This window comes from Pseudomonas extremaustralis, assembly GCF_900102035.1.
Lineage (GTDB): Bacteria > Pseudomonadota > Gammaproteobacteria > Pseudomonadales > Pseudomonadaceae > Aquipseudomonas > Aquipseudomonas extremaustralis.
The window spans coordinates 3,741,599-3,767,986 of record NZ_LT629689.1; the positions used below are offsets into that span (position 1 = coordinate 3,741,599).

23 protein-coding genes are annotated in these 26,388 nt (G+C 59.1%); 6 read left to right on the forward strand and 17 right to left on the reverse strand.

Annotation, left to right across the window (positions count from 1 at the left end):
- Nucleotides 1-10: 10 nt before the first annotated feature.
- Complete coding sequence (locus BLR63_RS17310; RefSeq protein WP_010564023.1) at nt 11-658, forward strand: DUF1120 domain-containing protein; 648 nt, start codon at nt 11-13, stop codon at nt 656-658.
- On the opposite strand, the gene BLR63_RS17315 is transcribed toward BLR63_RS17310, so the two are convergent.
- The 6 genes from BLR63_RS17315 to BLR63_RS17340 all read right to left on the reverse strand — a co-directional run bounded on the left by BLR63_RS17315 (nt 655) and on the right by BLR63_RS17340 (nt 6,902).
- The gene (locus BLR63_RS17315) at nt 655-1,920 is read right to left on the reverse strand and encodes a CynX/NimT family MFS transporter (protein ID WP_010564022.1); all 1,266 of its coding nucleotides are present in this window, start codon (nt 1,918-1,920) and stop codon (nt 655-657) included. The two genes, BLR63_RS17310 and BLR63_RS17315, sit on opposite strands and share 4 nt — an antisense overlap.
- On the reverse strand, nt 1,910-2,569 hold the full coding sequence (locus BLR63_RS17320) for a FadR/GntR family transcriptional regulator (protein ID WP_010564021.1): 660 nt from the start codon (nt 2,567-2,569) through the stop codon (nt 1,910-1,912). The genes BLR63_RS17315 and BLR63_RS17320 overlap by 11 nt, the downstream gene beginning before the upstream one ends.
- A gap of 163 nt (nt 2,570-2,732) precedes the next feature.
- Nucleotides 2,733-3,497: an amino acid ABC transporter ATP-binding protein gene (locus tag BLR63_RS17325; protein WP_003171943.1), complete on the reverse strand. Its 765-nt coding sequence runs from the start codon at nt 3,495-3,497 to the stop codon at nt 2,733-2,735.
- An 11-nt stretch (nt 3,498-3,508) separates the two neighbouring features.
- Complete coding sequence (locus BLR63_RS17330) at nt 3,509-4,606, reverse strand: amino acid ABC transporter permease (protein WP_010564020.1); 1,098 nt, start codon at nt 4,604-4,606, stop codon at nt 3,509-3,511.
- A gap of 10 nt (nt 4,607-4,616) precedes the next feature.
- Complete coding sequence (locus tag BLR63_RS17335) at nt 4,617-5,798, reverse strand: amino acid ABC transporter permease (RefSeq protein ID WP_010564019.1); 1,182 nt, start codon at nt 5,796-5,798, stop codon at nt 4,617-4,619.
- Nucleotides 5,799-5,870: 72 nt separating this feature from the next.
- Nucleotides 5,871-6,902 (reverse strand): amino acid ABC transporter substrate-binding protein, encoded by a 1,032-nt coding sequence (locus BLR63_RS17340; RefSeq protein WP_010564018.1) that lies wholly within the window; start codon nt 6,900-6,902, stop codon nt 5,871-5,873.
- 345 nt (nt 6,903-7,247) lie between these two features.
- Here BLR63_RS17340 and BLR63_RS17345 point away from each other — a divergent pair, with 345 nt between their 5' ends.
- Together BLR63_RS17345 and rhlB are read left to right on the forward strand one after the other, a co-directional pair.
- Nucleotides 7,248-7,904 carry an alpha/beta hydrolase gene (locus tag BLR63_RS17345; RefSeq protein ID WP_010564017.1) on the forward strand — a complete coding sequence of 219 codons (657 nt, stop codon included), beginning with the start codon at nt 7,248-7,250 and terminating at the stop codon, nt 7,902-7,904.
- Nucleotides 7,905-8,000: 96 nt separating this feature from the next.
- Complete coding sequence (gene rhlB, locus BLR63_RS17350) at nt 8,001-9,476, forward strand: ATP-dependent RNA helicase RhlB (protein ID WP_042946584.1); 1,476 nt, start codon at nt 8,001-8,003, stop codon at nt 9,474-9,476.
- A 109-nt stretch (nt 9,477-9,585) separates the two neighbouring features.
- Here rhlB and moaE read toward each other — a convergent pair whose 3' ends face one another.
- The 11 genes from moaE to BLR63_RS17405 all read right to left on the reverse strand — a co-directional run bounded on the left by moaE (nt 9,586) and on the right by BLR63_RS17405 (nt 21,483).
- The gene (gene moaE / locus BLR63_RS17355) at nt 9,586-10,035 is read right to left on the reverse strand and encodes a molybdopterin synthase catalytic subunit MoaE (protein ID WP_010564015.1); all 450 of its coding nucleotides are present in this window, start codon (nt 10,033-10,035) and stop codon (nt 9,586-9,588) included.
- 2 nt (nt 10,036-10,037) lie between these two features.
- Complete coding sequence (gene moaD, locus BLR63_RS17360; RefSeq protein ID WP_010564014.1) at nt 10,038-10,280, reverse strand: molybdopterin converting factor subunit 1; 243 nt, start codon at nt 10,278-10,280, stop codon at nt 10,038-10,040.
- The gene (gene moaC / locus BLR63_RS17365) at nt 10,277-10,750 is read right to left on the reverse strand and encodes a cyclic pyranopterin monophosphate synthase MoaC (RefSeq protein ID WP_010564013.1); all 474 of its coding nucleotides are present in this window, start codon (nt 10,748-10,750) and stop codon (nt 10,277-10,279) included. Before moaC ends, moaD begins: the two co-directional genes overlap by 4 nt.
- Nucleotides 10,751-10,897: 147 nt before the next feature.
- Nucleotides 10,898-12,292 carry a PhoH family protein gene (locus tag BLR63_RS17370; protein WP_010564012.1) on the reverse strand — a complete coding sequence of 465 codons (1,395 nt, stop codon included), beginning with the start codon at nt 12,290-12,292 and terminating at the stop codon, nt 10,898-10,900.
- 348 nt (nt 12,293-12,640) lie between these two features.
- A complete protein-coding gene (locus BLR63_RS17375; RefSeq protein ID WP_010564011.1) occupies nt 12,641-13,765 on the reverse strand; it encodes a polysaccharide deacetylase family protein in 1,125 nt (374 codons plus the stop codon).
- Nucleotides 13,766-13,806: 41 nt separating this feature from the next.
- Nucleotides 13,807-14,187 (reverse strand): hypothetical protein, encoded by a 381-nt coding sequence (locus tag BLR63_RS17380; RefSeq protein ID WP_042946583.1) that lies wholly within the window; start codon nt 14,185-14,187, stop codon nt 13,807-13,809.
- Complete coding sequence (locus BLR63_RS17385) at nt 14,184-15,128, reverse strand: tetratricopeptide repeat protein (RefSeq protein ID WP_130926077.1); 945 nt, start codon at nt 15,126-15,128, stop codon at nt 14,184-14,186. The genes BLR63_RS17380 and BLR63_RS17385 overlap by 4 nt, the downstream gene beginning before the upstream one ends.
- The gene (locus tag BLR63_RS17390; protein WP_010564009.1) at nt 15,125-15,961 is read right to left on the reverse strand and encodes a tetratricopeptide repeat protein; all 837 of its coding nucleotides are present in this window, start codon (nt 15,959-15,961) and stop codon (nt 15,125-15,127) included. The genes BLR63_RS17385 and BLR63_RS17390 overlap by 4 nt, the downstream gene beginning before the upstream one ends.
- A gap of 104 nt (nt 15,962-16,065) precedes the next feature.
- Nucleotides 16,066-16,977 carry a tetratricopeptide repeat protein gene (locus BLR63_RS17395; RefSeq protein ID WP_130926076.1) on the reverse strand — a complete coding sequence of 304 codons (912 nt, stop codon included), beginning with the start codon at nt 16,975-16,977 and terminating at the stop codon, nt 16,066-16,068.
- Entirely contained in the window at nt 16,958-19,147 is a 2,190-nt protein-coding gene (locus BLR63_RS17400) for a hypothetical protein (RefSeq protein WP_083365957.1), read from the reverse strand. Before BLR63_RS17400 ends, BLR63_RS17395 begins: the two co-directional genes overlap by 20 nt.
- The gene (locus tag BLR63_RS17405) at nt 19,144-21,483 is read right to left on the reverse strand and encodes a type VI secretion system Vgr family protein (protein WP_010565641.1); all 2,340 of its coding nucleotides are present in this window, start codon (nt 21,481-21,483) and stop codon (nt 19,144-19,146) included. Before BLR63_RS17405 ends, BLR63_RS17400 begins: the two co-directional genes overlap by 4 nt.
- A 312-nt stretch (nt 21,484-21,795) precedes the next feature.
- Here BLR63_RS17405 and yaaA point away from each other — a divergent pair, with 312 nt between their 5' ends.
- The 3 genes from yaaA to alg8 all read left to right on the forward strand — a co-directional run bounded on the left by yaaA (nt 21,796) and on the right by alg8 (nt 26,358).
- Nucleotides 21,796-22,575 carry a peroxide stress protein YaaA gene (yaaA, locus tag BLR63_RS17410; RefSeq protein WP_010565642.1) on the forward strand — a complete coding sequence of 260 codons (780 nt, stop codon included), beginning with the start codon at nt 21,796-21,798 and terminating at the stop codon, nt 22,573-22,575.
- 901 nt (nt 22,576-23,476) lie between these two features.
- Nucleotides 23,477-24,793, forward strand: coding sequence for a nucleotide sugar dehydrogenase (locus BLR63_RS17415; RefSeq protein ID WP_010565643.1), 1,317 nt, complete (start codon nt 23,477-23,479; stop codon nt 24,791-24,793).
- A gap of 83 nt (nt 24,794-24,876) precedes the next feature.
- On the forward strand, nt 24,877-26,358 hold the full coding sequence (gene alg8, locus BLR63_RS17420) for a mannuronan synthase (RefSeq protein ID WP_162097534.1): 1,482 nt from the start codon (nt 24,877-24,879) through the stop codon (nt 26,356-26,358).
- The last annotated feature ends 30 nt before the right edge of the window (nt 26,359-26,388 follow it).

Below are 26,388 nucleotides of genomic sequence, written 5' to 3' on the forward strand. Positions count from 1 at the left end.
GGATCAACGCATGAAAAAGCCCGGTATCGCCCTTTTCTCCCTGCTGCTCGGCGGCACATCCGCAGTGCAGGCCGCCTCGATCGTGGACCTGGCGGTCACAGGCCTCATCACGCCCACCGCCTGCACCCCGCAGTTGTCCGACGGTGCGGTGATCGACTACGGCAAGATTTCCCAACAGGACCTCAAGGTGGACCGCAGCACGCGCCTGCCGGTCAAGCCGCTGCACGTCAACATCGCCTGCAACGCGCCGAACCGCTTTGCCTTGCGCATGCACGACAATCGCGACGGTTCGGCCATGGTCAACAGCGAGATTTACTACGGCCTGGGCCTGGACCACAGCGGCAACCGCATCGGCCTGTACTCCATGACCTTCGACCCTCTGCAAACCGTGGTCGACAGCACCGCGCAGGCCTATGGCACGGAGTCCACCACCGGCGGCCTGGCCTGGCGCACGGCCAATCTCAATCCGATCAGCATCGGCGCCAACAGTTACCTGGGCTTCACCGACACCGCCGGCAGCACGGCCGGCCCCTCGGCGATCCAGACGCTGAGCAGCACGGTCAAGGTCGAAACCCTGATCAACGCCACGCAAAACCTGGACTTGAGCCGCGAGACCGCGCTTGACGGGCTCGCCACGCTGGAGGTGGTGTATCTCTAGACTTTTTCGCTGGTGACCTGCACATACAACGCCCGCCCTGCGCCCAGCCCGGCGACGATCGCGCCCAGGCCGATCACCGCGAAGATCCAGCCGATGGCCGACCAGCCGCCGGTCCAGTCGTGCACCAGGCCCACCGCGAACGGCCCGAAGGACGCCAGGGTATAACCGATGCCCTGGGCCATGCTCGACAGGTTGGCCGCCACGTGGGCATCCCGCGAGCGCAGCACGATCAGGGTCAGCGCCAGGCTGAAGGTACCGCCCTGCCCCAGGCCGAGCACGATGGCCCAACCCCACAGGCCATCGAGCGGCGCATACAGGCAACCGAACAGGCCGCCCAGGGTCAGCAGCATCACCACCACGATGGCCAGACGCTGGTCCTTGCCTCGCGTGGCCAGCCACGGCGCGGCCAGGGAACTGAACAGTTGCACGATGATCGAGCCGGACAGCGCCAACCCCGCCTCGGTAGCGCTCAGGCCCCGGCCGATGAGGATCGACGGCAGCCAGCCGAACACGATGTACGCCAGGGACGATTGCAGGCCCATGTACAAGGTCACTTGCCAGGCCAGCGGATCACGCAACAAGCCCTTCACCCGGTACGCCACCTGGTGGGCACCGTGTTTCTCGCCGACCTGGGGCCACCAGCACAACGCCGCCACCAGCGCCGGCAGCATCCAGAAGCCGAGGCCGATGGGCCAACTGTCACCGAAGGCATGACTCAGCGGCACCGTGGAACCCGCCGCCAGCGCCGCGCCCAGGCACAGGGCCATGGTGTAGACCCCGGTCATGGCCCCGGCCTGCCGGGCGAAATCACGCTTGACGATGCCCGGCAACAGCACGCCGATGATGCCGATGCTCGCGCCGGCGAGCAGGCTGCCGACGAACAACCCCACTTCGCCCAACGAACTGCGCAGGACGATGCCGGCGGCCAGGGTCAGCAAAATCCCCAGCACCACGCGCTCGGCGCCAAAGCGTCGGGCCAGGATCGGCGCCGTGGGGGCAAACAGGCCCAGGCACAACACCGGCAAGGTGGTCAGCAAACCGGCCTTGGCCGCCGACAGGCCCAGGCTGCTCGACACATCGGCCAGCAATGGCGACAGGCTCGACAGCGCCGGGCGCAGGTTCAGCGCCACCAGCACCAGCCCCAGCAACAACAGCCAGGGACGACGCACCTGCGGATGCGCCTGTTGCACAGTGTCATCGTCGGCTTCGGCGTCGATCAACAGCTCTTCGAGTTCGGTCATGCGTTGGGTTTCAGGGTTCATGGATCAACTGCCGGCAAAGGGATTTGGCGCGTTCCGGGTCTTGCTGCGCCACGGCGTCGAGCAGGTCGGTATGCAGGTCGAACACCGCCTGGCGACGCGGCGAAATGTTCAGTGTCTGGCGCAACTGCGCGCCGACGATGGCGGAGAAATACTGGTACAGCTCGCTCAACGCCGGGTTGTGCGCCGCGTCCACCAGGCGTTTGTGAAACACCAGGTCGGCGCTGATATAGGCCTCCAGCTCACCGTGGTACAGCGCGGCGCTGGCGTTGAGCGCCTGGTGCAATGCTTGAAGGTCTGCCTCGGTACGGCGCAACGCGGCCAGGCCGACCGCTTCCACTTCCAGAATCCGTCGGGTTTCCTGGGCCTGCTCCAGGGTGCAGTGGGACAGCGCATGCATCGCCCCCAGCGGGTCGGTCATTGAACGCAGGTAACTGCCATCGCCCTGGCGGATCTCGATCAAGCCGGAGAACGCCAACACACGCATGGCCTCGCGCACGGTATTGCGGCTGATCCCCAGCTCGGCGGACAACTCAGGCTCGGTGGGCAGGCGTTCGCCGATGGCCCATGCGCCCTGGGTGATGCGCTGGCGCAACTGCTCCAGCGCCTGGTCGACCAGGGAGCGTTTGATCAAGGGGGCGATGTCAGTCATGGAATATGTACTTTCGTCCAATCATAGGATGAATTTTCCTACACCCTATTCGGAGTTGCCTACAAAGGCAACGCACGAGGGTTTTCAGGCAACACGCTGACAACCTGAATAGCCGCCAAAAATAAACCCGGCACCAGGCCGGGTTTATTTTGTCAGCCATCGATCAATGCAGAATCTGGCTCAGGAACAACTTGGTCCGGTCATTCTGCGGGTTGTCGAAGAAGTCATTCGGCGCCGCCTGTTCGACGATTTCGCCCTTGTCCATGAAGATCACGCGGTTGGCCACGGTACGGGCGAAGCCCATTTCGTGGGTCACGCACAACATGGTCATGCCGTCTTCGGCCAGGCCGATCATGGTGTCCAGCACCTCTTTCACCATTTCCGGGTCGAGGGCCGAGGTCGGTTCGTCGAACAGCATGATTTTCGGCTTCATGCACAGCGCGCGGGCAATCGCCACACGCTGTTGCTGACCGCCGGACAGTTGCCCCGGAAACTTGTGGGCCTGCTCCGGAATGCGCACGCGCTCAAGATAGTGCATGGCGATTTCCTCGGCCTTGCGCTTGGGCATCTTGCGCACCCACATCGGCGCCAGCGTGCAGTTCTGCAGGATGGTCAGGTGCGGGAACAGGTTGAAGTGCTGGAACACCATGCCGACTTCGCGGCGGATCGCTTCGATCTGCTTGAGGTCGTTGGTCAGTTCCACGCCGTCGACCACGATGCGGCCCTGCTGGTGCTCTTCCAGGCGATTGAGGCAGCGGATGGTGGTGGACTTGCCCGAACCCGACGGACCGCACAGCACGATACGCTCGCCCTGCTTGACGTTGAGGTTGATGTCTTTCAATACGTGGAACTGGCCGTACCACTTGTTCACGCCCTGCATCTGGATAATGCCTTCAGGGCTCACAGGCTGTTTGATCGCTTCGCTCATAACAACAACTCCTAACGCTTGTGGCCTGTGTCGAGCTTATGTTCCAAATGAATGGAATAGCGCGACATACCAAAACAGAAAATCCAGAACACCAGGGCGGCGAACACGTAGCCTTCAGTGGCCATGCCCAACCATTTCGGGTCGGCGGCGGCTTGCTTGACACTGTTGAGCAGGTCGAACAGACCGATGATGATCACCAGGCTGGTGTCCTTGAACAGCGCAATAAACGTGTTGACGATACCGGGGATCACCAGCTTCAGGGCTTGCGGCAGAATCACCAGGCCCATGCTGCGCCAGTAACCCAGGCCCATCGCCGCGGCCGCTTCGTACTGGCCCTTGGGAATCGCCTGCAAGCCACCGCGCACCACTTCCGCCACATAGGCCGACTGGAACAGGATCACGCCGATCAAGGCCCGCAGCAGCTTGTCGATGCCCATGCCTTCAGGCAGGAACAACGGCAGCATCACCGACGACATGAACAGCACGGTGATCAACGGCACGCCGCGCCAGAATTCGATGAAGGTCACGCAGACCACCCGAATCGCCGGCATGTTCGAACGTCGCCCCAAGGCCAGCACGATCCCCAGCGGCAAGGCGCCGGCGATGCCCACGGTGGCGATCACCAGGGTCAGCATCAGGCCGCCCCATTGGCTGGTCGCCACGTTGGTCAGGCCGAAGATCCCGCCATGCAACAGGAAGTAGGCAATGATCGGGTACAGCACCAGAAAGCCCAGGCCGTAGACCGCCTTGCGGGGAAAACGCGAGATGAACAACGGCGCCACGCCGACGATGGCCAGCCACACGGTCAGGTCCACGCGCCAGCGCAGGTCGCCGGGGTAGTAGCCATACATGAACTGCCCGAAGCGCTGTTGGATGAACACCCAGCAGGCGCCTTCCTTGGTGCAATCGGCACGGGTGGTGCCCACCCAGTTCGCGTCGAGGATCGCCCAATGCAGGATCGGAGGCACCACCAGGTACACCAGGTAGAACGCCAGCAACGTCAGCAGGGTGTTGAGCCAACTGGAAAACAGGTTGGCGCGCATCCATGCCACCGGACCGAAGACTTTGCTCGGCGGCGGCATATCAGGTTTGAAAGTATGAGAACTCATGTGCGTTTCCTCACCGCTCGATCAGCGCAATGCGCTTGTTGTACCAGTTCATCAGCAGGGAAATGCTGATGCTGATCGCCAGGTACACGCTCATGGTGATGGCAATGACTTCGATGGCTTGGCCGGTCTGGTTGAGCACCGTGCCGGCAAACAGCGAAACCATTTCCGGGTAACCGATACCGGCGGCCAACGACGAGTTTTTCGCCAGGTTCAGGTACTGGCTGGTCAGCGGCGGAATGATCACCCGCAAGGCTTGCGGAATGATGACCTTACGCAGCGTCGGACCGGGGCGCAGGCCCAGGGAACGCGCGGCTTCGGTCTGGCCGTGACTGACGGACTTGATGCCCGAACGCACGATCTCGGCGATGAACGCAGCTGTGTACACCGTCAATGCCAGGGTCAGCGCCAGCAGTTCAGGGATCAACACCCAGCCGCCGACGAAGTTGAACCCTTGCAGCTTGGGCATTTCCCAGTGCAGCGGCGCGCCGAAGATCAACGCGCACAACGCCGGGATCACGAAGAACAACGCCAGGCCCGCCCAGAACTTGTGGAAAGGCACACCGGTCGCTTCAAAGCGCTTGTTGGCCCAACGCGCCATCAGCACGATCGCCACAATGGCCACCACCACACTGGCCACAAACGGCCAGAATCCATCGGCGGCCTGTGCGGCCGGCATGTTCAGGCCACGGCTGCTGACAAAGAAGGTGTCGCCGAAGTTATGGCTGTTGCGCGGCCCCGGCATGGTCAGGAACACCGCGAAGTACCAGAACAGGATTTGCAGCAGCGGCGGAATGTTGCGGAACACTTCCACATACACGGTCGCCAGTTTGTTGATCATCCAGTTCGGCGACAGACGTGCCACGCCGATGATGAAACCGAGCAGCGTCGCCAGGACCACGCCAATGACGGTCACCAGCAAGGTGTTGAGCAAGCCGATCACAAACACCCGGGCGTAACTGTCCGATTCGGTGTAGTCAATCAGGTGCTGCGCGATGCCGAAGCCGGCACTGCGCTCGAGAAAGTCGAAACCCGAGGTAATGCCCCGGTGTTGAAGGTTGGTCTGGGTATTGTTGAAGAGGTACCAGCCCAGCGAGACCACCGCCACAATCGTGATGATCTGGAAGAGCCACGCACGCACTTTGGGATCGCTGAAGCTGAGCTTCTGCTTTGGTGCGCCGATTTGATTTTGCATGAAGTGCCCCGGAAAGAATGGAACAGAACATCACCCGGCGGTTGGCCCACCGGGTGACAGAACCATCAGCGATCAGCGCACAGGCGGTGCGTATTGAATGCCGCCGTTGTTCCACAGCGCGTTCAGGCCGCGGTCGATTTCCAGTGGCGTGCTTTTGCCGAGGTTTTTCTCGAACACTTCACCGTAGTTGCCGACCTGCTTGACGATCTGTACGACCCAGTCTTTCTTCACTTTCAGGTCTTTGCCGTATTCACCGTCGGCACCGAGCAGGCGCGCGACGTCCGGGTTCTTGGTGGACTTGGCTTCAGCTTCGACGTTTTTGGAAGTGATACCGGCTTCTTCGGCGTTGAGCATGGCGTAGCCGACCCAGCGCACGATGGCCAACCACTCGTCGTCGCCATTACGCACGACCGGGCCCAGCGGCTCCTTGGAAATGGTTTCCGGCAGCACCACGTAGTCTTTCGGCGAGGCCAACTTGCTGCGCTGGGCGAACAGTTGGGACTTGTCGGAGGTCAGCACGTCGCAACGCCCGGATTCCAGCGACTTGGCGCTTTCGTCGGAGGTGTCGAAGGTGATCGGGGTGTATTTCAGACCGTTGCCACGGAAGTAGTCGGAAACGTTCAGCTCGGTGGTGGTACCGGCCTGGATGCAGATGGTTGCACCGTCCAGTTCCTTGGCGCTTTTGACCCCCAGCTTGTTGTTCACCAGGAAGCCGATGCCGTCGTAGTAAGTGATGAAGCCTGGGAATTTCAGGCCCATACCCGCATCGCGAGAGCTGGTCATGGTGGTATTGCGCGACAGGATGTCGACTTCACCGGACTGCAGCGCGGTGAAACGCTCCTTGGCATTCAACTGGCTGAATTTGACCTTGGTTGCGTCGCCGAACACGGCAGCGGCCACGGCGCGGCAAAAGTCGGCGTCGATCCCGAGGATCTTGCCGCTGGCGTCCGGCACCGAGAAACCCGGCAAGCCGTCACTTACGCCACATTGCACAAAACCCTTCTTCTGCACGGCGTCCAGGGTGGCGCCGGCTTGGGCAAAACCACTGACGCCCAGGACTGCGGCCGCGGAAACGATGGCCAGGGTGGATTTCAATACCTTCATTCAAACCTCCAGTTGCTCTTGTTGTGTCGGAGCTAGAACCTCAGCGCACCCTTATGAGGCGATATCGACCCGTTTTGGCTTTTATCAGGGTCAAGCGGCATGAGGCGGTCGCGGTAATTCCAGTGGCTATTCCACGAACGGCAGTCACTGATAGTGTTACCGTTGCGGGATAGTGCTGACATCGACCTACACTTAGCAAAGCGCGTACCAGAGTGGCTGCTGAGTCGATTCAGCCAAAGGTCAATGGGAAAAGATTCAACCTTGCGACATTCTCGTAACAGATCAAACTATTGCGCACCGTTCCGTCGCACTTAATCGGAGCGAGCGCACACTTATGGAGCAGACATGACCGAACCCTTGATTCTTCAGCCCGCCAAGCCCGCAGACGCCTGCGTTATCTGGTTGCATGGCCTGGGTGCCGATCGCTACGACTTCGAGCCGGTGGCCAAGGCGCTGCAAAAAAGCCTGCTGTCGACCCGCTTCGTTTTGCCTCAGGCACCGACGCGTGCAGTGACCATCAACGGCGGCTACGAGATGCCCAGTTGGTATGACATCAAGGCCATGAGCCCGGCCCGTTCGATCAGCATGGAAGAGCTGGAAGCCTCGTCGAAAATGGTCACGGATCTGATCAAGGAGCAAAAAAGCCACGGAATAGACGCTTCACGGATTTTCCTCGCGGGGTTTTCCCAAGGTGGAGCCGTGGTGTTCCATACCGCATTTATGAAATGGCAAGGTGCCTTGGGTGGCGTGATCGCCCTCTCCACTTATGCACCGACCTTCAGCAACGAACTGGAATTGTCGGCCAGCCAACAGCGCATTCCGGTCCTGTGCCTGCACGGCCAATACGATGACGTGGTGCAGAACGCCATGGGCCGTAGCGCCTACGAACACCTGAAAACCCGTGGTGTCACCGCGACATGGCGGGAATACCCAATGGGTCACGAAGTGTTACCTCAGGAGATACAGGACATCGGCGCCTGGTTGACCACTCGTCTGGGTTGAACATGGCGGTTTATATAGCCATATGACGGACGCACTACGCCGCGTCCGATTCTTGCATTACACTGGCCGGCGTATATTCCTTAACCAATTAATGAGATGACCGTGCTCAAAGCACTCAAGAAGATGTTCGGCAAAAGCGAGGCTGAGCCGCTCGCGCCTGTTCCCAGTGCTCCTGTCCCGACTGCCGGCAGCCGCGACGACGGTAAACAGCCCGGCCGGACCGCCCCTGTCGCCCAGCCCAAGGCGCCAAACGTGACACCGCCCGAACCGGCAAAACCGCCTGAGGTTCAAGCCGCTCCAGCTCCCGCGCCCAAGGCCCCACGTCGCGAGCGCGCTCCCAAGCCGGTGGTCATCCCCTGGAAACTCGAAGACTTCGTCGTCGAGCCCCAGGAAGGCAAGACCCGCTTCCATGATTTCAACCTGGCTCCAGAACTGATGCACGCCATCCAGGACCTGGGCTTCCCGTACTGCACACCGATCCAGGCCCAGGTGCTGGGTTTCACCCTGGCCGGCAAAGATGCCATCGGTCGCGCCCAGACCGGCACCGGCAAGACCGCCGCGTTCCTGATCTCGATCATCACCCAGCTGCTGCAGACGCCGCCGCCGAAAGAACGCTACATGGGCGAGCCCCGCGCGCTGATCATCGCCCCGACCCGCGAGCTGGTGGTGCAGATTGCCAAGGATGCCGCCGACCTGACCAAGTACACCGGCCTGAACGTCATGACGTTTGTCGGCGGCATGGATTTCGACAAGCAGCTCAAGCACCTCGAAGCCCGTCACTGCGACATCCTGGTCGCCACCCCTGGCCGCCTGCTGGACTTCAACCAGCGCGGCGACGTGCACCTAGACATGGTCGAAGTGATGGTGCTGGACGAAGCCGACCGCATGCTCGACATGGGTTTCATCCCACAAGTGCGCCAGATCATTCGCCAGACCCCGCCGAAAAGCGAACGTCAGACCCTGCTGTTCTCCGCGACCTTCACCGAAGACGTGATGAACCTCGCCAAGCAGTGGACCACCGACCCGTCCATCGTCGAGATCGAGGCGCTGAACGTCGCCAGCGAAAACGTCGAGCAACACATCTACGCCGTGGCCGGTGCCGACAAGTACAAGCTGCTCTACAACCTGATCAACGACAACGGTTGGGAACGCGTGATGGTCTTCGCCAACCGCAAGGACGAAGTGCGCCGCATCGAAGAGCGCCTGGTGCGCGATGGCGTCAACGCCGCGCAACTGTCGGGCGATGTGCCGCAGCACAAGCGCATCAAGACCCTGGAAGGCTTTCGTGAAGGCAAGATCCGCGTGCTGGTAGCCACCGACGTGGCCGGGCGCGGGATTCACATCGATGGCATCAGCCACGTGATCAACTTCACCCTGCCGGAAGTGCCAGACGACTACGTGCACCGTATCGGCCGTACCGGTCGCGCCGGCGCGGCGGGTGTGTCGATCAGCTTCGCGGGCGAAGACGACTCGTATCAGCTGCCATCGATCGAGACGCTGCTGGGTCGCAAGATCAGCTGCGAGACGCCGCCGACGCACCTGTTGCGGCCCGTGGAGCGCAAGCGTCCTTAAGCTGGATGCGGTCAAAATTGTGGGAGGGGGCTTGCTCCCGATAGCGGTGGGTCAGTCAACAGAGATGTTGAATGTGTCACTGCTATCGGGAGCAAGCCCCCTCCCACATTTACTTCCAGCGATCCGCCGCTGCGTGATCGCTGTCGCGCCCGTCCACCCAGCGTGAGCCTTCAGAGGTGCTTTCTTTTTTCCAGAACGGCGCACGGGTCTTCAGGTAGTCCATCACGAACGCACAGGCATCGAACGCCGCCTGACGGTGGGCGCTGGCCGCCGCGACGAATACGATGGGCTCGCCCGGCTCCAGGGCGCCGATGCGGTGCAGCACTTCCAGCTTGAGCAGCGGCCAGCGCTGTTCGGCTTCCACGGCGATCTTGGCCAGGGCCTTTTCGGTCATGCCGGGGTAATGCTCCAGGAACATCCCCGCCACATCGAGGCCGTCATTGAAGTCGCGCACGTAGCCGACAAAACTGACCACCGCCCCCACGCCCACATTGGCCGCGTGCATCGCATTGACTTCGGCGCCCGGATCGAACGGCCCGGCCTGTACACGGATGGCCATGCTCAGCCTCCGGTCACGGGTGGGAAAAACGCGACTTCATCGCCGGCTTGCAGCGGTTCGTCGAGGTTGCACAGTTCCTGGTTGCGGGCGCACATCAGGCTGGTTTCGTTGAGCACTGCGAACACCGGATCGCCGGCCAATGCCTGGCGCACGGCGTCGATGGTGGCGAAGTCGCCTTCCATCTCCAGGGAATCCAGGCCGATCGTTTCGCTGTAGCGCGCAAAAAACAGGACGCTAATGCTCATGCCTGGTCCGCCTTGAAATGCCCACTTTTACCGCCGAGCTTTTCCAGCAGGCGAATGTTTTCGATGGTCATGCCACGGTCCACGGCCTTGCACATGTCATAGATGGTCAACGCAGCGACACTGGCCGCGGTCAACGCTTCCATCTCCACGCCGGTCTGCCCGGACAGCTTGCAGCGCGCGACGATATGCACGGCATCGAGACCCTCGGCGCTGAGTTCGACCTTGACCCCGGTGAGCATCAGCGGATGGCACAGGGGGATCAGATCGCTGGTTTTTTTCGCTGCCTGGATCCCGGCGATGCGGGCCACGGCAAACACGTCGCCTTTGGGATGGGCGCCGTCGACAATCATTTTCAGGGTTTCGGGCAACATGCGCACCCGCGCTTCGGCCACCGCCTCACGGAAGGTCACGGACTTGTCGGTGACGTCGACCATATGGGCGCGACCTTGGGAATCGAGATGAGTCAGCACAGGGATACTCCTGATCAGGAGCGTCGATTGTAAACCCTGTGGGAGCGAGCTTGCTCGCGAAAAACCAAAGAACAACGCGGGGCTCCAGAGACCCCGCGTTATCGTAGACACTCTTCGCGAGCAAGCTCGCTCCTACATGGACCGCGTTTACAAGTGGGACTCGGCGTATTCGGCCAGGATCGACCGTGGGACACCCTGCAGCGCGATGTGCACGCCGTTGGGGAAATCCTTGAAGCGTTCCGTCAGGTAAGTCAGCCCGGAGCTGGTCGCGGACAGGTAAGGGGTGTCGATCTGTGCCAGGTTGCCCAGGCACACCACTTTGGAACCGGCACCGGCACGGGTGATGATGGTTTTCATCTGGTGCGGCGTAAGGTTCTGGCACTCATCGATCAAAATCAGGCTTTGCTGGAAGCTGCGACCCCGGATGTAGTTGAGGGATTTGAACTGCAACGGCACTTTGCTGAGGATGTAGTCGACGCTGCCATGGGTGTTTTCGTCATCCATGTGCAAGGCTTCGAGGTTGTCGGTGATCGCCCCCAGCCACGGCTCCATTTTTTCCGCTTCGGTGCCGGGCAGGAAACCGATCTCCTGGTCCAGGCCCTGCACGCTGCGGGTGGCGATGATGCGGCGATAGCGCTTGGTCACCATGGTCTGCTCGATGGCCGCCGCCAGGGCAAGGATGGTTTTCCCCGAGCCTGCGGCACCGGTCAGGTTGACCAGGTGGATGTCCGGATCGAGCAGCGCATACAGCGCCAGGCTCTGGTAGACGTCACGCGGTTTCAGGCCCCAGGCCTCCTGGTGCAACAGGGGTTCCTGATGCAAGTCGAGGATCAGCAGCTTGTCGACCTGAATCTCTTTGATCCAGCCCACGAAGCCCTGTTCGTCGATGATGAACTCGTTGATGTGCACGGCCGGCAGGTTGTCGATCAGTTGCACCTGATGCCAGGTGCGGCCATGGTCCTGACGGGTTTCAACCTTGCTGACGCGGTCCCAGAACGAACCGGTCATGGTGTGATACCCACGGGACAGCATCGACACGTCGTCGACCAGTTGGTCGGTGCTGTAGTCCTCGGCAGCGATCCCACACGCTCGTGCCTTGAGGCGCATATTGATGTCTTTGGTCACCAGCACCACGCGCAGGTCCTTGTCGCGAGCGTGCAAGTCGATCAATTGGTTGATGATTTTGTTGTCGTTCAGGTTTTCCGGCAGCAGGCTGTTGGGCTCGCTGCGCTTGCTCATCAGAATCGACAGCAAGCCCTTGGGCCCGCTCTTGCCACGCTGGATCGGCACGCCGACTTCGACGTCATCGGGCGACGCTTCACCCAGGGTCTTGTCGATCAGGCGGATGGCCTGGCGGCATTCGGCGGCCACGCTGTGGTGCCCGCTTTTGAGTTTGTCCAGCTCCTCCAGCACGATCATTGGGATGGCGACGTGGTGTTCTTCGAAGTTAAGCAGTGCGTTCGGATCGTGGATCAGTACGTTGGTATCAAGCACATAAAGGATTGGCTGGTCGGAAGAAGAGTTACGTCCATGATCATCCATACTCGGTCACCTTTGTGGGAGCCAGTCGACGCAATACCACAACAGTGCTGCGCCTCGATTCGACCACCGAATGCACCTGAGGGACGTCAAGTGCATTGCCCACATGAGGAGTCTTGGAAGACGCCACCTGTGTTGCAGGTTTCGGCGATCTGACTTCGTAATACCGCAAAACCCATGACAGGAAAAAGCACTTTGACGCTTTTTTGAAGTTTATTTTTCAGGATGACGAATAGCACTAGCCGCATGCCAGGTACGCCGTTAAAGTCGGAAGTCGGCCTGCAACGAAATGTCGCACAAAATCACCCCAGAAATGCCCAATCCCCAACAGGGCCGGGCACTTCGGTGTTTTCAGCGAAACGCCTCCCGACAGTCCTGCCAACCCAGCCCGCTTTGCGCCGTCGCCTGCAGCAGGATCGGCAATGCCACACGCGCCTTGTCCTGGGTGTCGTGAAACACAATCACCCCTTTGCGCCACAACAGCATCAGCGTCAGCACCCGTTGCGCCGACTCGTCGGCCTTGAGTTTGCCCGGATCGTCCTGGGAGTCGATGTCCCACAACGCCACTTGCAGGCCCTGGGCCTGGAAGAAGCCCTGGCTGTCGGCGCGGCGCTGGCCATAGGGCGGACGGAACAGCGGCACGTAGTTTTCCGGCATCAGGTTCTGCACCAACGCGGCGCTGCGGGTGACGGAGCTTTGCCAGTCGACCCAGTGGCTATGGGAGCGGTATTGCCAGCCCTGAGTGCCCACGCACTGGCCTTGGTAAAGCGCCTCGACGTCGCTGGCGGAACTGCGCTCAACGCGGTTTTGCAGGCTGCTGCCGAGGACGAAGAACGTGGCGTTCATCTTCTGCTTGCGCAGGTAATCGGTGAGCCAGTCCGTATTGCCGCTGACCGGCGCCGGGCCACCGTCGAAGGTCAGCAGGAACAGGCGGTCATTGAACTCATCGCCATTGCGCTCATGGTCGCCGAAACGCGCAACCTCGCTGCTGATCTGCGGGAACAGCGCGGCTTTGCGCAGCAGCTCGTCCAGGTAACGTTCGTGGAAATGGTGGCTTGGGCCTGCCCAACCTATATAGAAGGAGTTGTCGCTGACCTCGAACTGGGTGGCCTGCTCGCGCAGATCATCCATGTTTTCCACCAGGTAGCAGAACGACGCATCCTCCTCGCAGCTCTGCTGGGCGAAGGTGTAGTTCTCCAGCAGACGCTGCCAGAGCTGGCGGCGCAGATCGTCGATAGCGGCCAGGTTGATGATCTTCAAGCCCAGGCGCTGCTTGAGCGCGGCTTCGTCCAGGGCCTCGCTGGCGATGAGGCTGTGGGCGAACATCAGGATTTCGGCGCGCGAAGCCACGTCGAACAGCGCCGGGCTGCCGAGTTTCTCCGGCCAGGTGCCGCGGTCCAGGCTGGCCACATCCACGGGGGCGGCATGGGCACCCAGGCAGATAAGCCAGGCTGACAGTAAAAACGCAATTCGCACAACGGGTCTCCCTCTCCAGAGTCGTCGGGCACTATAGCCGATCAGGGTGGTGATGGATGAGCGGGGTTGGGCTCCCTGCCCGCCGCCTTGGTGCTGTCAGTGGGCCTGATCTCAAAGCGCCGACCATTCACCAGCTCCACCGCATAGACCTGCGTGCCAGGGATGTGATCAAACAGGATCACACCGTCGGCGTCCGTCAGGTCCTCCCGGATCACCACGCCATCGGCAAACAGCGTGTAGGGCTCATCTACATAGCCTGGCAGCCCGGGGAGCGGCCTTACGACCAGACTGATCGAGCGAACAGCATCCGACGCAGGCGCTCCGCCGAATGACAGGGATAGTGCAAGGGCACCAAGCAGGAGGATTCCAGCCAATACCGTTGATTGGTAAGTGCGAGTTTTCTTATTTGTCAGAGGGCTCATAGTTCTGGCCTACGGTCTGGATGTTCGGCGTCGAAGCCTTGTATAGGGTGAGGGGGAAGGGGGTGATCTTTCATCAAATTGGGGAAGCGTAGGCTGCGGTCGGCCTGAAGCTGTTTCCATAGATCTGTATAAAACCCATGGAGTTTTTCATCTGGCTGATACCCTAGTCTGTTTATAGGTCTAGGTTCAGATTCAAATACTCCGCTGAGAGCATTAAACCCCGTAGAACTACCTAATGATGCAGCCCGCTGATAATAAAAAAGTGCACGCGGCATGTTTTTCTTGGCGATCTTATAAAATGCGGCTGTTTCTATGATTGCCTCCGGCGAGTCCTGGGCTCCAGCACATCGGAAGTATGATTCCGCCATTCGGTCGTCCTGTTTTTCCCGAGGCAACTCAAACGAAAGGTGATTACCAATTCTGACTTGTGCCAAAGGACTACCCAACTGTGCCGCTTGAAACATATAAGAACTGGCCATACGATCCGATTTCAATACCCCTCGCCCATTTTCGAAAATTACAGCCCAATTGTAATAACCCAGCGGTACTTTGAGTTTTACCATGCGTTCATAGAGGTCGAGCATTTTGCTGGTGTCTTGTTCAACACCCGGTTGCCCTGGCCAGCCAGTACGATAGAGCCCCGCTAGATTGTGCATCGCTTTCCAGTGATCTTTGGCAATGGCCTTTTCGTAAAGCCAAACAATTTTCCGCCAATTTTTAACCCCGCGTACTTTCTCCAAAGCGCGGGCCTCTTGAAACCAGAGTTCGGCCTCAGCATCCAACGGAGGGTTGTGGTCTTTTTCATAGGCACAGATAAAGGTTGGATAGGCTATGGCGGGAGCGCCGCTCAATAACAGCGAAAGTGCAAGAGCACTAAGCAAGAAAATTTTCACCCATGATTTAAACCGGCAAATGCAATTATTATTAGCCAAAGTACTCATAGCTCTGGCCTACGGTCTGGATGTTCGGCGTCGAAGCCTTGTATAGGGTGAGGGGGAAGGGGGTGATTTTTCATTAGATTGGGGAAGCGTAAACTACGGTCAGCTCGCAACTGCTTCCATAATCCAGAATAAAATTCATGAAGTTTTTCATCTGGCTGATATCCAAAATTATCTATAGGTTCCGGCTGGGCTGAAAATGCTCCAGTGAGAGAACTTAACCCTATGGAACTACCCAGGGATGCAGCACGCTGGTAGTAAAATAACGAGCGGGGTTTATTTTCTTTAGCGGTATCATAAAAGCTTGCAGTTTTCTCTATGGCGTCAGGATTATCCTGAGCGCCTGCACATCGATAATAACGTTCCGCCATATCATCATCCTGCTTATGCCTTGGAAGCTCATAAGCAAAATATTGACCAATTCGAACCTGTGCTAATGGACTTCCTAACTGCGCTGCTTGAAACATATAAGAACTGGCCATTCGGTCGGATTTCAATACTCCTCGTCCATTTTCAGCAATCACAGCCCAGTTGTAATAGCCCAGCGGCACTTTGAGTTTCACCATGCGTTCATAGAGGTCGAGCATCTTGCTGGTGTCTTGTTCAACACCTGGCCGTCCAGGCCAGCCCGTGCGATACAGACCCGCTAGATTGTGCATCGCTTTCCAGTGATCTTTGGCAATGGCCTTTTCGTAAAGCCAAACAATTTTCCGCCAATTTTTAACCTCACGTACTTTCTCCAAAGCGCGGGCCTCTTGAAACCAGAGTTCGGCCTCGGCATCCAGCGGAGGGTTGTGGTCTTTTTCGTAGGCGCAGATGAAAGTTGGATAGGCCATGGCAGGCCCTCCGATCAACAACAGCGAAAGTGCAAGAGCACAAAGCGAGGAAATTCTCGCCCATGATTTAAACCGGCAAATGCGATTATTATTAGCCAAAGTACTCATAGCTCTGGTCTACGGTCTGGATGTTCGGCATCGAAGCCTTGTGTGGGGTGGGCTGGAAGTGGGTGGTCTTTCATTAAGTTGGGAAAGCGTAGATTATTGTCGGCTTGCAGCTGTTTCCATAGAGTTGTATATAGCTCATAAAGTTCAGGATTCGGTTTGTATCCAAAATCATGTATTGGGTGAGGCATAGTTTCGAAAGCTCCTCTTAAATTGCTGACACCAGTGAAATTGCCCAGTGATGCAGCGCGTTGATAATAGAATAGTGCTCGAGGTTTATTTTTTTTGGCTATCTCATAAAATGCGGCTGTTTCTATAATTGCCTCTGGTGAGTCTTGCCCCCCAGCACATCGAAAGTATGACTCGGCCATTCGATCATCTTGCCTATTTCGAGGCAATTCAAATGAAAAGTAATTTCCGATGCGAACCTGAGCCAGTGGGCTACCCAGTTGCGCCGCCTGGAACATATACGAACTGGCCATTCGATCTGACTTCAATACCCCTCGTCCGTGCTCGGCAATCACAGCCCAGTTGTAATAGCCCAGCGGCACTTTGAGTTTCACCATGCGTTCATAGAGGTCGAGCATTTTGCTGGTGTCTTGTTCAACACCTGGCTGCCCAGGCCAGCCCGTGCGATAGAGCCCCGCTAGATTGTGCATCGCTTTCCAGTGATCTTTGGCGATGGCTTTTTCATAAAGCCAAACAATTTTCCGCCAATTTTTAACGCCACGTACTTTCTCCAAAGCGCGAGCCTCTTGAAACCAGAGTTCGGCTTCAGCATCCAATGGAGGATTATGGTCTTTTTCGTAGGCGCAGATGAAAGTTGGATAGGCCATGGACGTGGCTCCGCTCAGAAAAAATGAAAGGACAAGGGCACTAATAGAGAAACTTTTAATCAATGGCTTTGGCATAAGGCGTCTCTATATCCCAGAAGCGTGTCAAATGGGCCATTAGCGGTTCATTCTTGTTCCTGCTCCTCCAATTTTTATCCATTACTTCATTCCAATGCTTAAAGTTAACCTCCGCATTACAATGCCCCTTGTCATCGTCAAACGACTTCCCCACATGCAACCCCCACAACTCCTCCCGCCACCGCTTCGCCAACTCATAATCCGGTGCGGCCAGTCCCAACTCCGAGTCCGTATGCATACTGCGGGTATTGATATTGGCGGAACTCAGCAAACTGAAAACATCGTCCACCACCAATAACTTGGAGTGCACATAGATATCGCGGAACTGGGCTGTTTCGCCTTCAAACAACGGACTTCCGGGTTCTGGTGTGCAGGCCGTCAGGGTGCCGATCACCACTTTCAGTCCCGGTATGTCCTTGAGGGTGTAGGGTTTTTCATCGTCGCTTTCACCGTCTTTCGGCTTGCCGAGTTCAGGGATGTCTTCGGGTTTGAGCCCGCCCAGGCGTTCCTCGACTTCGGGCGTGATGCCCTTTGCTTCCAGTTCTGCAATCTCGCGTTTGAGCACGTCGGCGCGGTTGAGTTGGGCCCTTTGTACGTAGGGATCACGGTGGGGATTGGCCTCCAGGTACGCCAGTTCGCTGCGCTTTCGCAGCATGTCCTCGGCCAGGGTGCGTTGGGCCTGGGGCATCAGTTGTTCCTGTCCCAGTTCCTGCAACATGGCATAGGTGGTACTGGAAAAACTCTTGTCGTTCGGGTGGTTGGTGACCACGAACAAGTACAGGTCTTGTTCTCTGCCCTTTGCGATATAGGCCGCCGCCAACTCGCGCAACTGCCGGGCAAACGCCGGATAGCGAAAATACTGATTTTCAAAATAGGCGTAGTTACGCACGTTGCCCAACGCCTTGTGGTACAGCTCCAGGATCGACGTTTCCGCGCCCTCCTGCGGTTGGGTGCGGCAGATCTGTGCCATGGTCGGGCCGGCGCTTTTGAAGTGCTCCGGGTTGATGGCGTCGCGTTGTTCGCTCAGGCCGTCGGTAAACCATTTTTTGATCCAGAAGGTTTCCCGGTCCCAGGCGCTGCTGAAGTTGTGGTTCAGGTCGTGCAGGACCGAGCCTTGCACTTTCATCGACAGGTCCTGCCAGGGGCCGAAGCCTGGGCTGCGCCCGGCGGCTTTGTCGTGGTACAGGTGCGCGCTGGTGTCCCAGTAGTTGCGGTGCATGTTGTGGCCCATGACGAAACCTACGGCGTTCGCGGTGTCTTCGTAGTCCACCAGCACCATTTTCTGGTGGTGGCTGGCGAACAGGGTCAACAGCAACATATGCGCAAAGTTCGTATCGGGGGCTTCGCCTCTGATCAATCTGTACAGGGTCGACAGACGGCCCTTTTCAGTGAGCATCTGCGGCCCGCGCAGGAGCGCGTTCAAGGGCAGTTCAGTGGAAAAATCCCGCGTGCGAAACTCCACATTCCGCATCTGCCCATCGTGGATACGGCGGAACCACTCCCGGGTGTATTCCTCATCCTGGGGCGAATATTGGGGTGCTCCCGAGCCTATGAGCAGGTTGTAGCCACCTCGCCCGTTCAGTTGGTTTTCCACCTCAACCAGAATGGCCTGCAGTTCCTTTTCGCGCTGCTGGTAGCGGTAACCACTGGTGCCGTAATAAGGCAGTTTGCCCGCGCGCAGTTTGATCAATTCCTCCTGATGAACGGTGCGCCGGAATTCCAAGACATGTCGGGCCTGGCGCTCGCGGTCTGACGCCGCGCGGCCCCTGGCGATGCCAGACCCCAGCGCCGTGCCGCCAGAACCCGCGAGGCCGTCGCCGATGAGGGTGTTTTCCACGAAGTTGGCCAGGGGGTTTTTCCAGATCAGCACGCGGGTATTGACCCGGTGACGACCGCGAACATCCAGCAGTTCGCCAATGCGGTCACTGCCGGGTTTGAAGCGCATCGCCGGGTCGAAGCCCCAACTGATGATGTCGACGCTGCGGGTCGCGGCCTCGATGGCATCGTAGACCGCACCGAAGGCCTGCTCGCCGTTGATCAACGGGGTGACCTTCACGCCGAATCGGGGTGGGTAGAAGGCTTTTTGGGCGAACCAGTCCATGGTCAGGCAAATGGATGTGTGGCGTTTGGGGTCCAGTAGGATCTCTTCCTTGGCGTAATCAGGCTTCATTCGGTGTCTCCCTTGCTGCGGTATTCATCCGCCGATCCCAATGGTTTGAGTTGTTCGGCCTGCGCCTGATAGTGGCGCCGCCCCTGGCGTGCCAACTGCTGGTTGGCGGACGCAATGGCGGCGCTGTCCGCATCGAGATTGATCTTGAAGCGATTCCCACTCACCAACCCCACCTCATAAACCTGCGCGCCAGGGACGTGTTCAAAGCGGATCACACCGTCGGCCTCCGTCACGCCCTGCTGGATGGCGACGCCATCGGCAAACAGCGTGTAAGGCTCATTGCTGTAGCCGGGTCGACCGGGTATCGGGCTTACGACCGCTGTGAGCGTGTGGATAACTTCGGGCGCCAACTGCGAAACCGCACGCTCCAGCAGTCCACCCGCCTTGGCCGTGTCCACGGGCAATGGAATAACGGGCAACAGCGCCGCGCTCCCGGTACCGGCGCCCGGCCAACCACCGCCGTTGACCTTGACCACAGGGCCGGACACGTTGATGCCATTGGCATCCAGGGTGATAAAACTGCCGCCGGCCCGCAGCGAAAGGCTGACGCCAGCCTCGATGACGATCTTCTGGCCAGCCTTGAAATGCAGCTCGCGCCCTACATTGATCAGTTGGGCATCGCCCAGCTTGACGTGCTGGTTCTGGCCAACCGCCAGGTGGTCATCGGCTCTGGCCTCGACTCTGCGGTCGGCATGCACGGTGCGATGTTCTTCGCCCTTGAGTTCGGTGTGGCTGTTCTTTTCCACGGTGTCGTGGCGTTCGTGACCGACGCGGATCGTCTGGTCGCGCTCGATGTGTTCGTCCCAATCGCGCTCGGCATGCACAAAGATCTGTTCCGCGCCTTGCTTGTCTTCGATGCGCAGTTCGTTGAAGCCGGCGCCGCCGGGTGAGCTGAGGGTCTTGAAGACGCTGCGGGTCTTGTGCGCCGGCAGCGGGTAAGGCACGACATGTTCCTTGTGGTACAGGCAACCGGTCACCAGCGGCTGGTCGGGGTCGCCTTCGAGGAACGTCACCAGCACTTCCATGCCGACGCGGGGAATGCTGATGCCGCCATAGCGCTCGCCGGCCCAACAGGACGAGACGCGCACCCAACAACTGCTCTTGTCGTCGCCCTGCCCTTCACGGTCCCAATGGAACTGCACCTTCACCCGACCGTATGGGTCGCAATGGATCTCTTCACCCTGGGGACCGGTGACCCGTGCGGTCTGACTGCCGAGTACGCGGGGCTTGGGATGTTTCAGCGGGGGGCGGTAGGAAACCTCCGCAGGCGTGGCGAGAAAGCGGTTGCGATAGCCCTGGTGAAAGTCATCCTTGGCGTCGGAGGTGTCGCTGCTCAGCGACTCTTCGAGGACTTGCGGCTGCTTGCCTTCATGAATGACTTCAGTCAGCAGCCACAGCGCATTGCACTCGCTGCGCGGGTGGCCGCACAGCGTCAGCAGGTGGCCGCTGGCGAGCGCGGGCTGGTCGCCATGCCCCCGCGCCTGACGATAATCGGCGCGATGGCGCTCGAGTGCGCGCCGGCTGAGCAACGTGCCACGGTCGCGGTCGGTGAAACGACCGGGGTAATCATAGTCTTCAAGGTCCGGCTCTTCGTGCTCGGCGTCGTCGCGCCAGCTGGCTTGCAGCGCCAGGCGTGGTTTCTCGAAGTCGTAGTCGGCACGCGCGGTGCGACAGGTGCGCGTCGCCAGACGCACGTTGAACCCCTTGATCACCGGTTCATCCGCGGCCAGGCCACTGTCCTGCACATAGGCCGTTGGTCGGCGCAGTTTCGGGAACACGGCCTGGACATCGCCAAACACCAGGGTGTGGCCCTCAGCGCGGTGTCGGAAGTGAAAGTGAATCCCCTCCTCCTCGCACAAGCGCTGAATGAAGTGCAAATCGGACTCGTCGTACTGCACGCAATACTCGCGATCCGGGCAGGGGGTGCACAGATCGAATTGGTAGGCGTTGCTCTGTATTCCATGCTCTTCGAGGATCAGTGCGATGATCCTCGGCGCCGACAACTGCTGGTAGATCCGTTGGTTGATGCGATGGCGCAGGTAGGCCAGGTGCGGCACCAATGTCAGGGTGTAGCGGGTCAGGCGTTTGCCCGAGTCGCCCTGGGCGATCCGGTAGACCTGCCCGTGAATACCGCCACCCTGGGTGTCGAAAGCCAGGAACCCCGGTTTGTGCAGGAGGGTTTCCAGATCCAGGTGAGGCCTTTCGCTGACCAGTTCCACCTCGAACGCATAAGGCGTGTTGATTGCCTCGATGCCGGTAAACGACAGCACTTGAAAGTCGTTGTTGCATCCATCAAGGCTCAGGCTGAATCGCGTTTGATTGGCAGGGTTGAACATGGGGTCGTTCCTTGAGCGCAACGCAGCCCTGCCTAAAAATCCAGCCCTGGGTGAGATGCGCCGGACCGTTCAGTAGAGCCACCGTGTTATGAGGGGAAAAATCATAACGCGCCGAAACTGTGCAAGAAGTTGCACACATCCCCGCAGAACGCCGCTGCGCAAGGGCTGAAAAAAACTGAAACTGGATATTTCATCGCCTCGCGCGGACCACAACCGCCAACCGACCCCGCTATCAGCATCATAGGTGGAGTCAAAGTGCCCAACCCCCTAGAATCCGCCCACGCTACAAGCACGACTACAGGAGCCAACTTCATGCTGATGGTGATTTCACCCGCCAAGACCCTCGACTTCGAGTCCCGGCCTGCGACCCCGCGCTACACCCAGCCGCAGTACCTGGACCATTCCCAGGAACTGGTCGAGCAACTGCGTGAGCTGAGCCCGGCGCAAATCAGTGAATTGATGCACGTCTCCGACAAGATCGGCGGTCTCAACGCCGCGCGCTTCGGTAGCTGGACACCGGCCTTTACTCCCGACAACGCCAAGCAGGCCTTGCTGGCGTTCAAGGGCGACGTGTACACCGGCCTGAATGCCGAGACCTTCAACGACGCTGACTTCAGCTACGCCCAAGACCACCTGCGCATGCTGTCGGGCCTCTACGGCCTGCTGCGCCCCCTGGACCTGATGATGCCGTACCGCCTGGAGATGGGCACCAAACTGGCCAACGCCCGTGGCAAGGACCTTTACGCCTTCTGGGGCACGCGCATCAGCGAATGGCTCAACGAAGCGCTGGCCGCGCAAGGTGACGACGTGCTGCTCAACCTGGCCTCCAACGAGTATTTCTCGGCGGTCAAGCGCCCGGCCCTGAACGCACGGATCGTCAACACCGAGTTCAAGGACCTGAAGAACGGCCAGTACAAGATCATCAGCTTCTACGCGAAAAAGGCCCGGGGCATGATGAGCCGCTTCGTGATCGAAGAGCGCATCAACGATCCGGCCCAGCTCAAGCAGTTCGACGTGCAGGGCTACCGCTTCAATGCCGAGCAGTCCAAGCCGGACAATCTGGTGTTCCTGCGCGACCACGCCCCGGAATAAAGCCTTTACTGGCCATCCCAGACGCTGAAAGGTAAATGTGGGAGGGGGCTCGCTCCCGATAGCGGTATTTCAGTCACATCTCTATCGACTGACCTATCGCTATCGGGAGCAAGTCCCCTCCCACCGTTTTGTCTGCATTTCACATCGAAAATCGTCAATTGTTTGGCGTCAAAAAATATCTTGACGCATCCCTAACAATTCTTTCACTCGACATTCGTCGTTTTTTTTCGTAGTGGCACCACTTTTTTTAAACACTAGTGGCATAAAACTATCCCTTCGCGCCAACTCCCTATAACTACTGGCCAAAATAGCAAGTGCTATCAATATAGTACTAGTGCCATCTATTCTCATATTTCAAGAAATTTCAGGAAACAGGATGAGTGGCCAGGAACTTCGCCCAGAAGCACCGCTCATACCACCGGTAACGAAATTCTCTGTTTCTGTAGGAGATGACTTACATGACAGACCAACGGAAGTAGCAAAGTTGTCGCATTGAACTTTGACTCAGTGGTCATATCACCAACCGATTAGTTAAGAGCGGCGATAAGGATGCATTGCCACGAACTATAAGGCCAAGGCTGTGCTTACCCCAATGGGTCAGTGAGACAACCCAAGGTATTGATATTTAAAGGCTTAAAGCCTCTATCAAGGCCCTGTGGCACTGGCGCCAGACCCTTCTCCCAGGAAGGCTGGCTGCATTTGAGGGCAGGCCCCAATAACAAGGCCAAGTTGCGCACAACTTGAGTGCAATCGTTAGTCACTCACTATTTAACCTGCCTGTCCGCGGTAAGTCGGCGTCTGTTCGCCTAACTTTCGCAGGATCAGCGACGCTTGCAAACATGAACTCCGGCCATCTATTGGCATGAATAACACCGTCTTCAATGACAAAGAGGTAAATGCGATGCGCATCAGCATATTTGGTTTGGGTTACGTCGGCGCAGTGTGTGCCGGTTGCCTGTCTGCCCGTGGCCACGAAGTGGTCGGCGTAGATATCTCCAAGGAAAAGATCGACCTGATCAACGCAGGCAAATCGCCCATCGTTGAACCCGGTCTGGGCGAACTGTTGAGCCAAGGCATCGCAAACGGTCGGCTGCGCGGTACGACCAACTTCGCCGAAGCGATTCGCGATACCGACCTGTCGATGATTTGCGTCGGTACGCCGAGCAAGAAAAACGGCGACCTGGAACTCAACTACATCGAATCGGTCTGCCGCGAGATCGGTTTTGTCCTGCGTGACAAGACCACCCGCCACACCATCGTGGTCCGCAGCACGGTATTGCCGGGCACCGTGGCCAACGTGGTGATCCCGATCCTCGAAGACTGCTCCGGCAAGAAAGCCGGCGTCGACTTCGGCGTTGCGGTCAACCCGGAATTCCTGCGCGAATCCACCGCCATTGCCGACTACGACCAACCGCCGATGACCGTGATCGGCGAATTCGACACCGCTTCCGGCGATGTCCTGCAGTCGCTGTACGAAGAACTCGACGCGCCGATCATCCGCAAGGACATCGCCGTGGCCGAAATGATCAAGTACACCTGCAACGTGTGGCACGCCACCAAGGTGACCTTCGCCAACGAGATCGGCAACATCGCCAAGGCCGTCGGTGTCGACGGTCGTGAAGTGATGGAAGTGGTCTGCCAGGACAAGACCCTCAACCTGTCCCAGTACTACATGCGCCCAGGCTTCGCGTTCGGCGGCTCGTGCCTGCCCAAGGACGTGCGTGCCCTGACCTACCGCGCCAGCTCTCTGGACGTGGAAGCGCCACTGCTCAACTCGCTGATGCGCAGCAACGAGTCCCAGGTGCAGAACGCCTTCGACATCGTCGCCGGCCACGACAAACGCCGCGTCGCCCTGCTGGGCCTGAGCTTCAAGGCCGGTACCGATGACCTGCGTGAAAGCCCGCTGGTGGAGCTGGCGGAAATGCTGATCGGCAAGGGTTACGACCTGAGCATCTACGACAGCAACGTCGAGTACGCCCGTGTGCACGGCGCGAACAAAGACTATATCGAAGGCAAGATCCCCCACGTGTCGTCCCTGCTCAACTCGGACTTCGATGACGTGATCAACAACTCCGACGTGATCATCCTCGGCAACCGCGACGAGAAATTCCGTGCCCTGGCGCAGAACGCACCGCACGGCAAGCAAGTGATCGACCTGGTGGGCTTCATGTCCAAGGCCACCTGTACGACCGGCCGTACCGAAGGCATTTGCTGGTAACAGCAACGGCAAGTTTCGCCCTGCAAGCGTCCTGATCCCCAGCGCTTGCAGGGCGAAGCCTCCTTCACCTGCGGATGACGCCTATGTCCAAGTTAAAACACGTACTGCTCCAATCCGCCGGCTGGCTGTTGTTCTTGAGCCTGCTGATGGGACTCGCCCTGCTGTTGCCGGCGAGTACGTTCGACTCCGAGTCGAAGAATTTTATTTTCCTGATTGGCGCCGTCGGTATCTGGCGCTACTCGATGGGTGCGACGCATTTCTTTCGCGGCATGCTGTTCCTGTACGTGGTCTACCCGCACCTGCGCCGCAAAGTGCGCAAGCTGGGCAAGGCCGCGGATCCGTCCCATGTGTTCCTGATGGTCACCAGTTTCCGCATCGATGCGCTGACCACCGCCCAGGTCTACAGCTCGGTGATCCGCGAAGCGATCGAGTGCGGCTTCCCCACCACCGTGGTCTGCTCGCTGGTGGAAATGTCCGATGAGCTGCTGGTGAAAAGCCTGTGGGAACGCATGAACCCGCCGGACCACGTCAAGCTCGACTTCGTGCGCATCGCCGGCACCGGCAAGCGCGATGGCCTGGCCTTCGGTTTCCGCGCCATCTCGCGCCACCTGCCGGACGACCGTGCCGTGGTGGCTGTGATCGATGGCGACACCGTGCTCGCCGAAGGCGTGGTGCGCAAAACCGTGCCGTGGTTCCAGTTGTTCGGCAATGTCGGCGGCCTGACCACCAACGAATTCTGCGAAGTGCGCGGCGGCTACATCATGAGCGAGTGGCACAAGCTGCGCTTCGCCCAGCGTCACATCAACATGTGCTCCATGGCCCTGTCCAAGCGCGTGCTGACCATGACCGGGCGCATGTCGGTGTTCCGTGCCAGCGTAGTCACCGACCCCGGCTTTATCGCCGATGTGGAAAGCGACTCGCTGCAACACTGGCGCCTAGGCCGCTTCAAGTTTTTGACCGGCGATGACAAGTCCAGCTGGTTCAGCCTGATGCGCCTGGGCTACGACACCTTCTACGTGCCGGACGCCGCGATCAACACCGTGGAACACCCGCCGGAAAAGAGCTTTATCAAGGCCAGCCGCAAGCTGATGTTCCGCTGGTACGGCAACAACCTGCGCCAGAACTCCCGCGCCCTGGGCCTGGGGGTTCGCCGCCTCGGCCTGTTCACCAGCGTGGTGCTGTTCGACCAGCGCGTGTCGATGTGGACCTCCCTGCTCGGCCTGACCGTAGCGATCATCGCCACCTTCAAGTACGGCGGTGCGTTCATCCTCGCCTACCTGCTGTGGATCGGCATCACCCGCCTGATCCTGACCCTGCTGTTGTCGTGCTCCGGCCACACGATCGGCCCGGCCTACCCGGTGATTCTCTATTACAACCAGATCATGGGCGCGCTGGTGAAGATCTACGTGTTCTTCCGCCTCGATCAACAGTCCTGGACTCGCCAGGACACCAAACTGACCCGCGATTTGGCCAGCTTTCAACGTTGGTTCAACACCTGGTCGTCTCGGACCATGACCTTCTCCGCCGGCAGCATCTTCGTTGCCGTGTTGCTGATGATGGTCTGACCCTGCCAAGCCTGAATTAACTAGGAACTA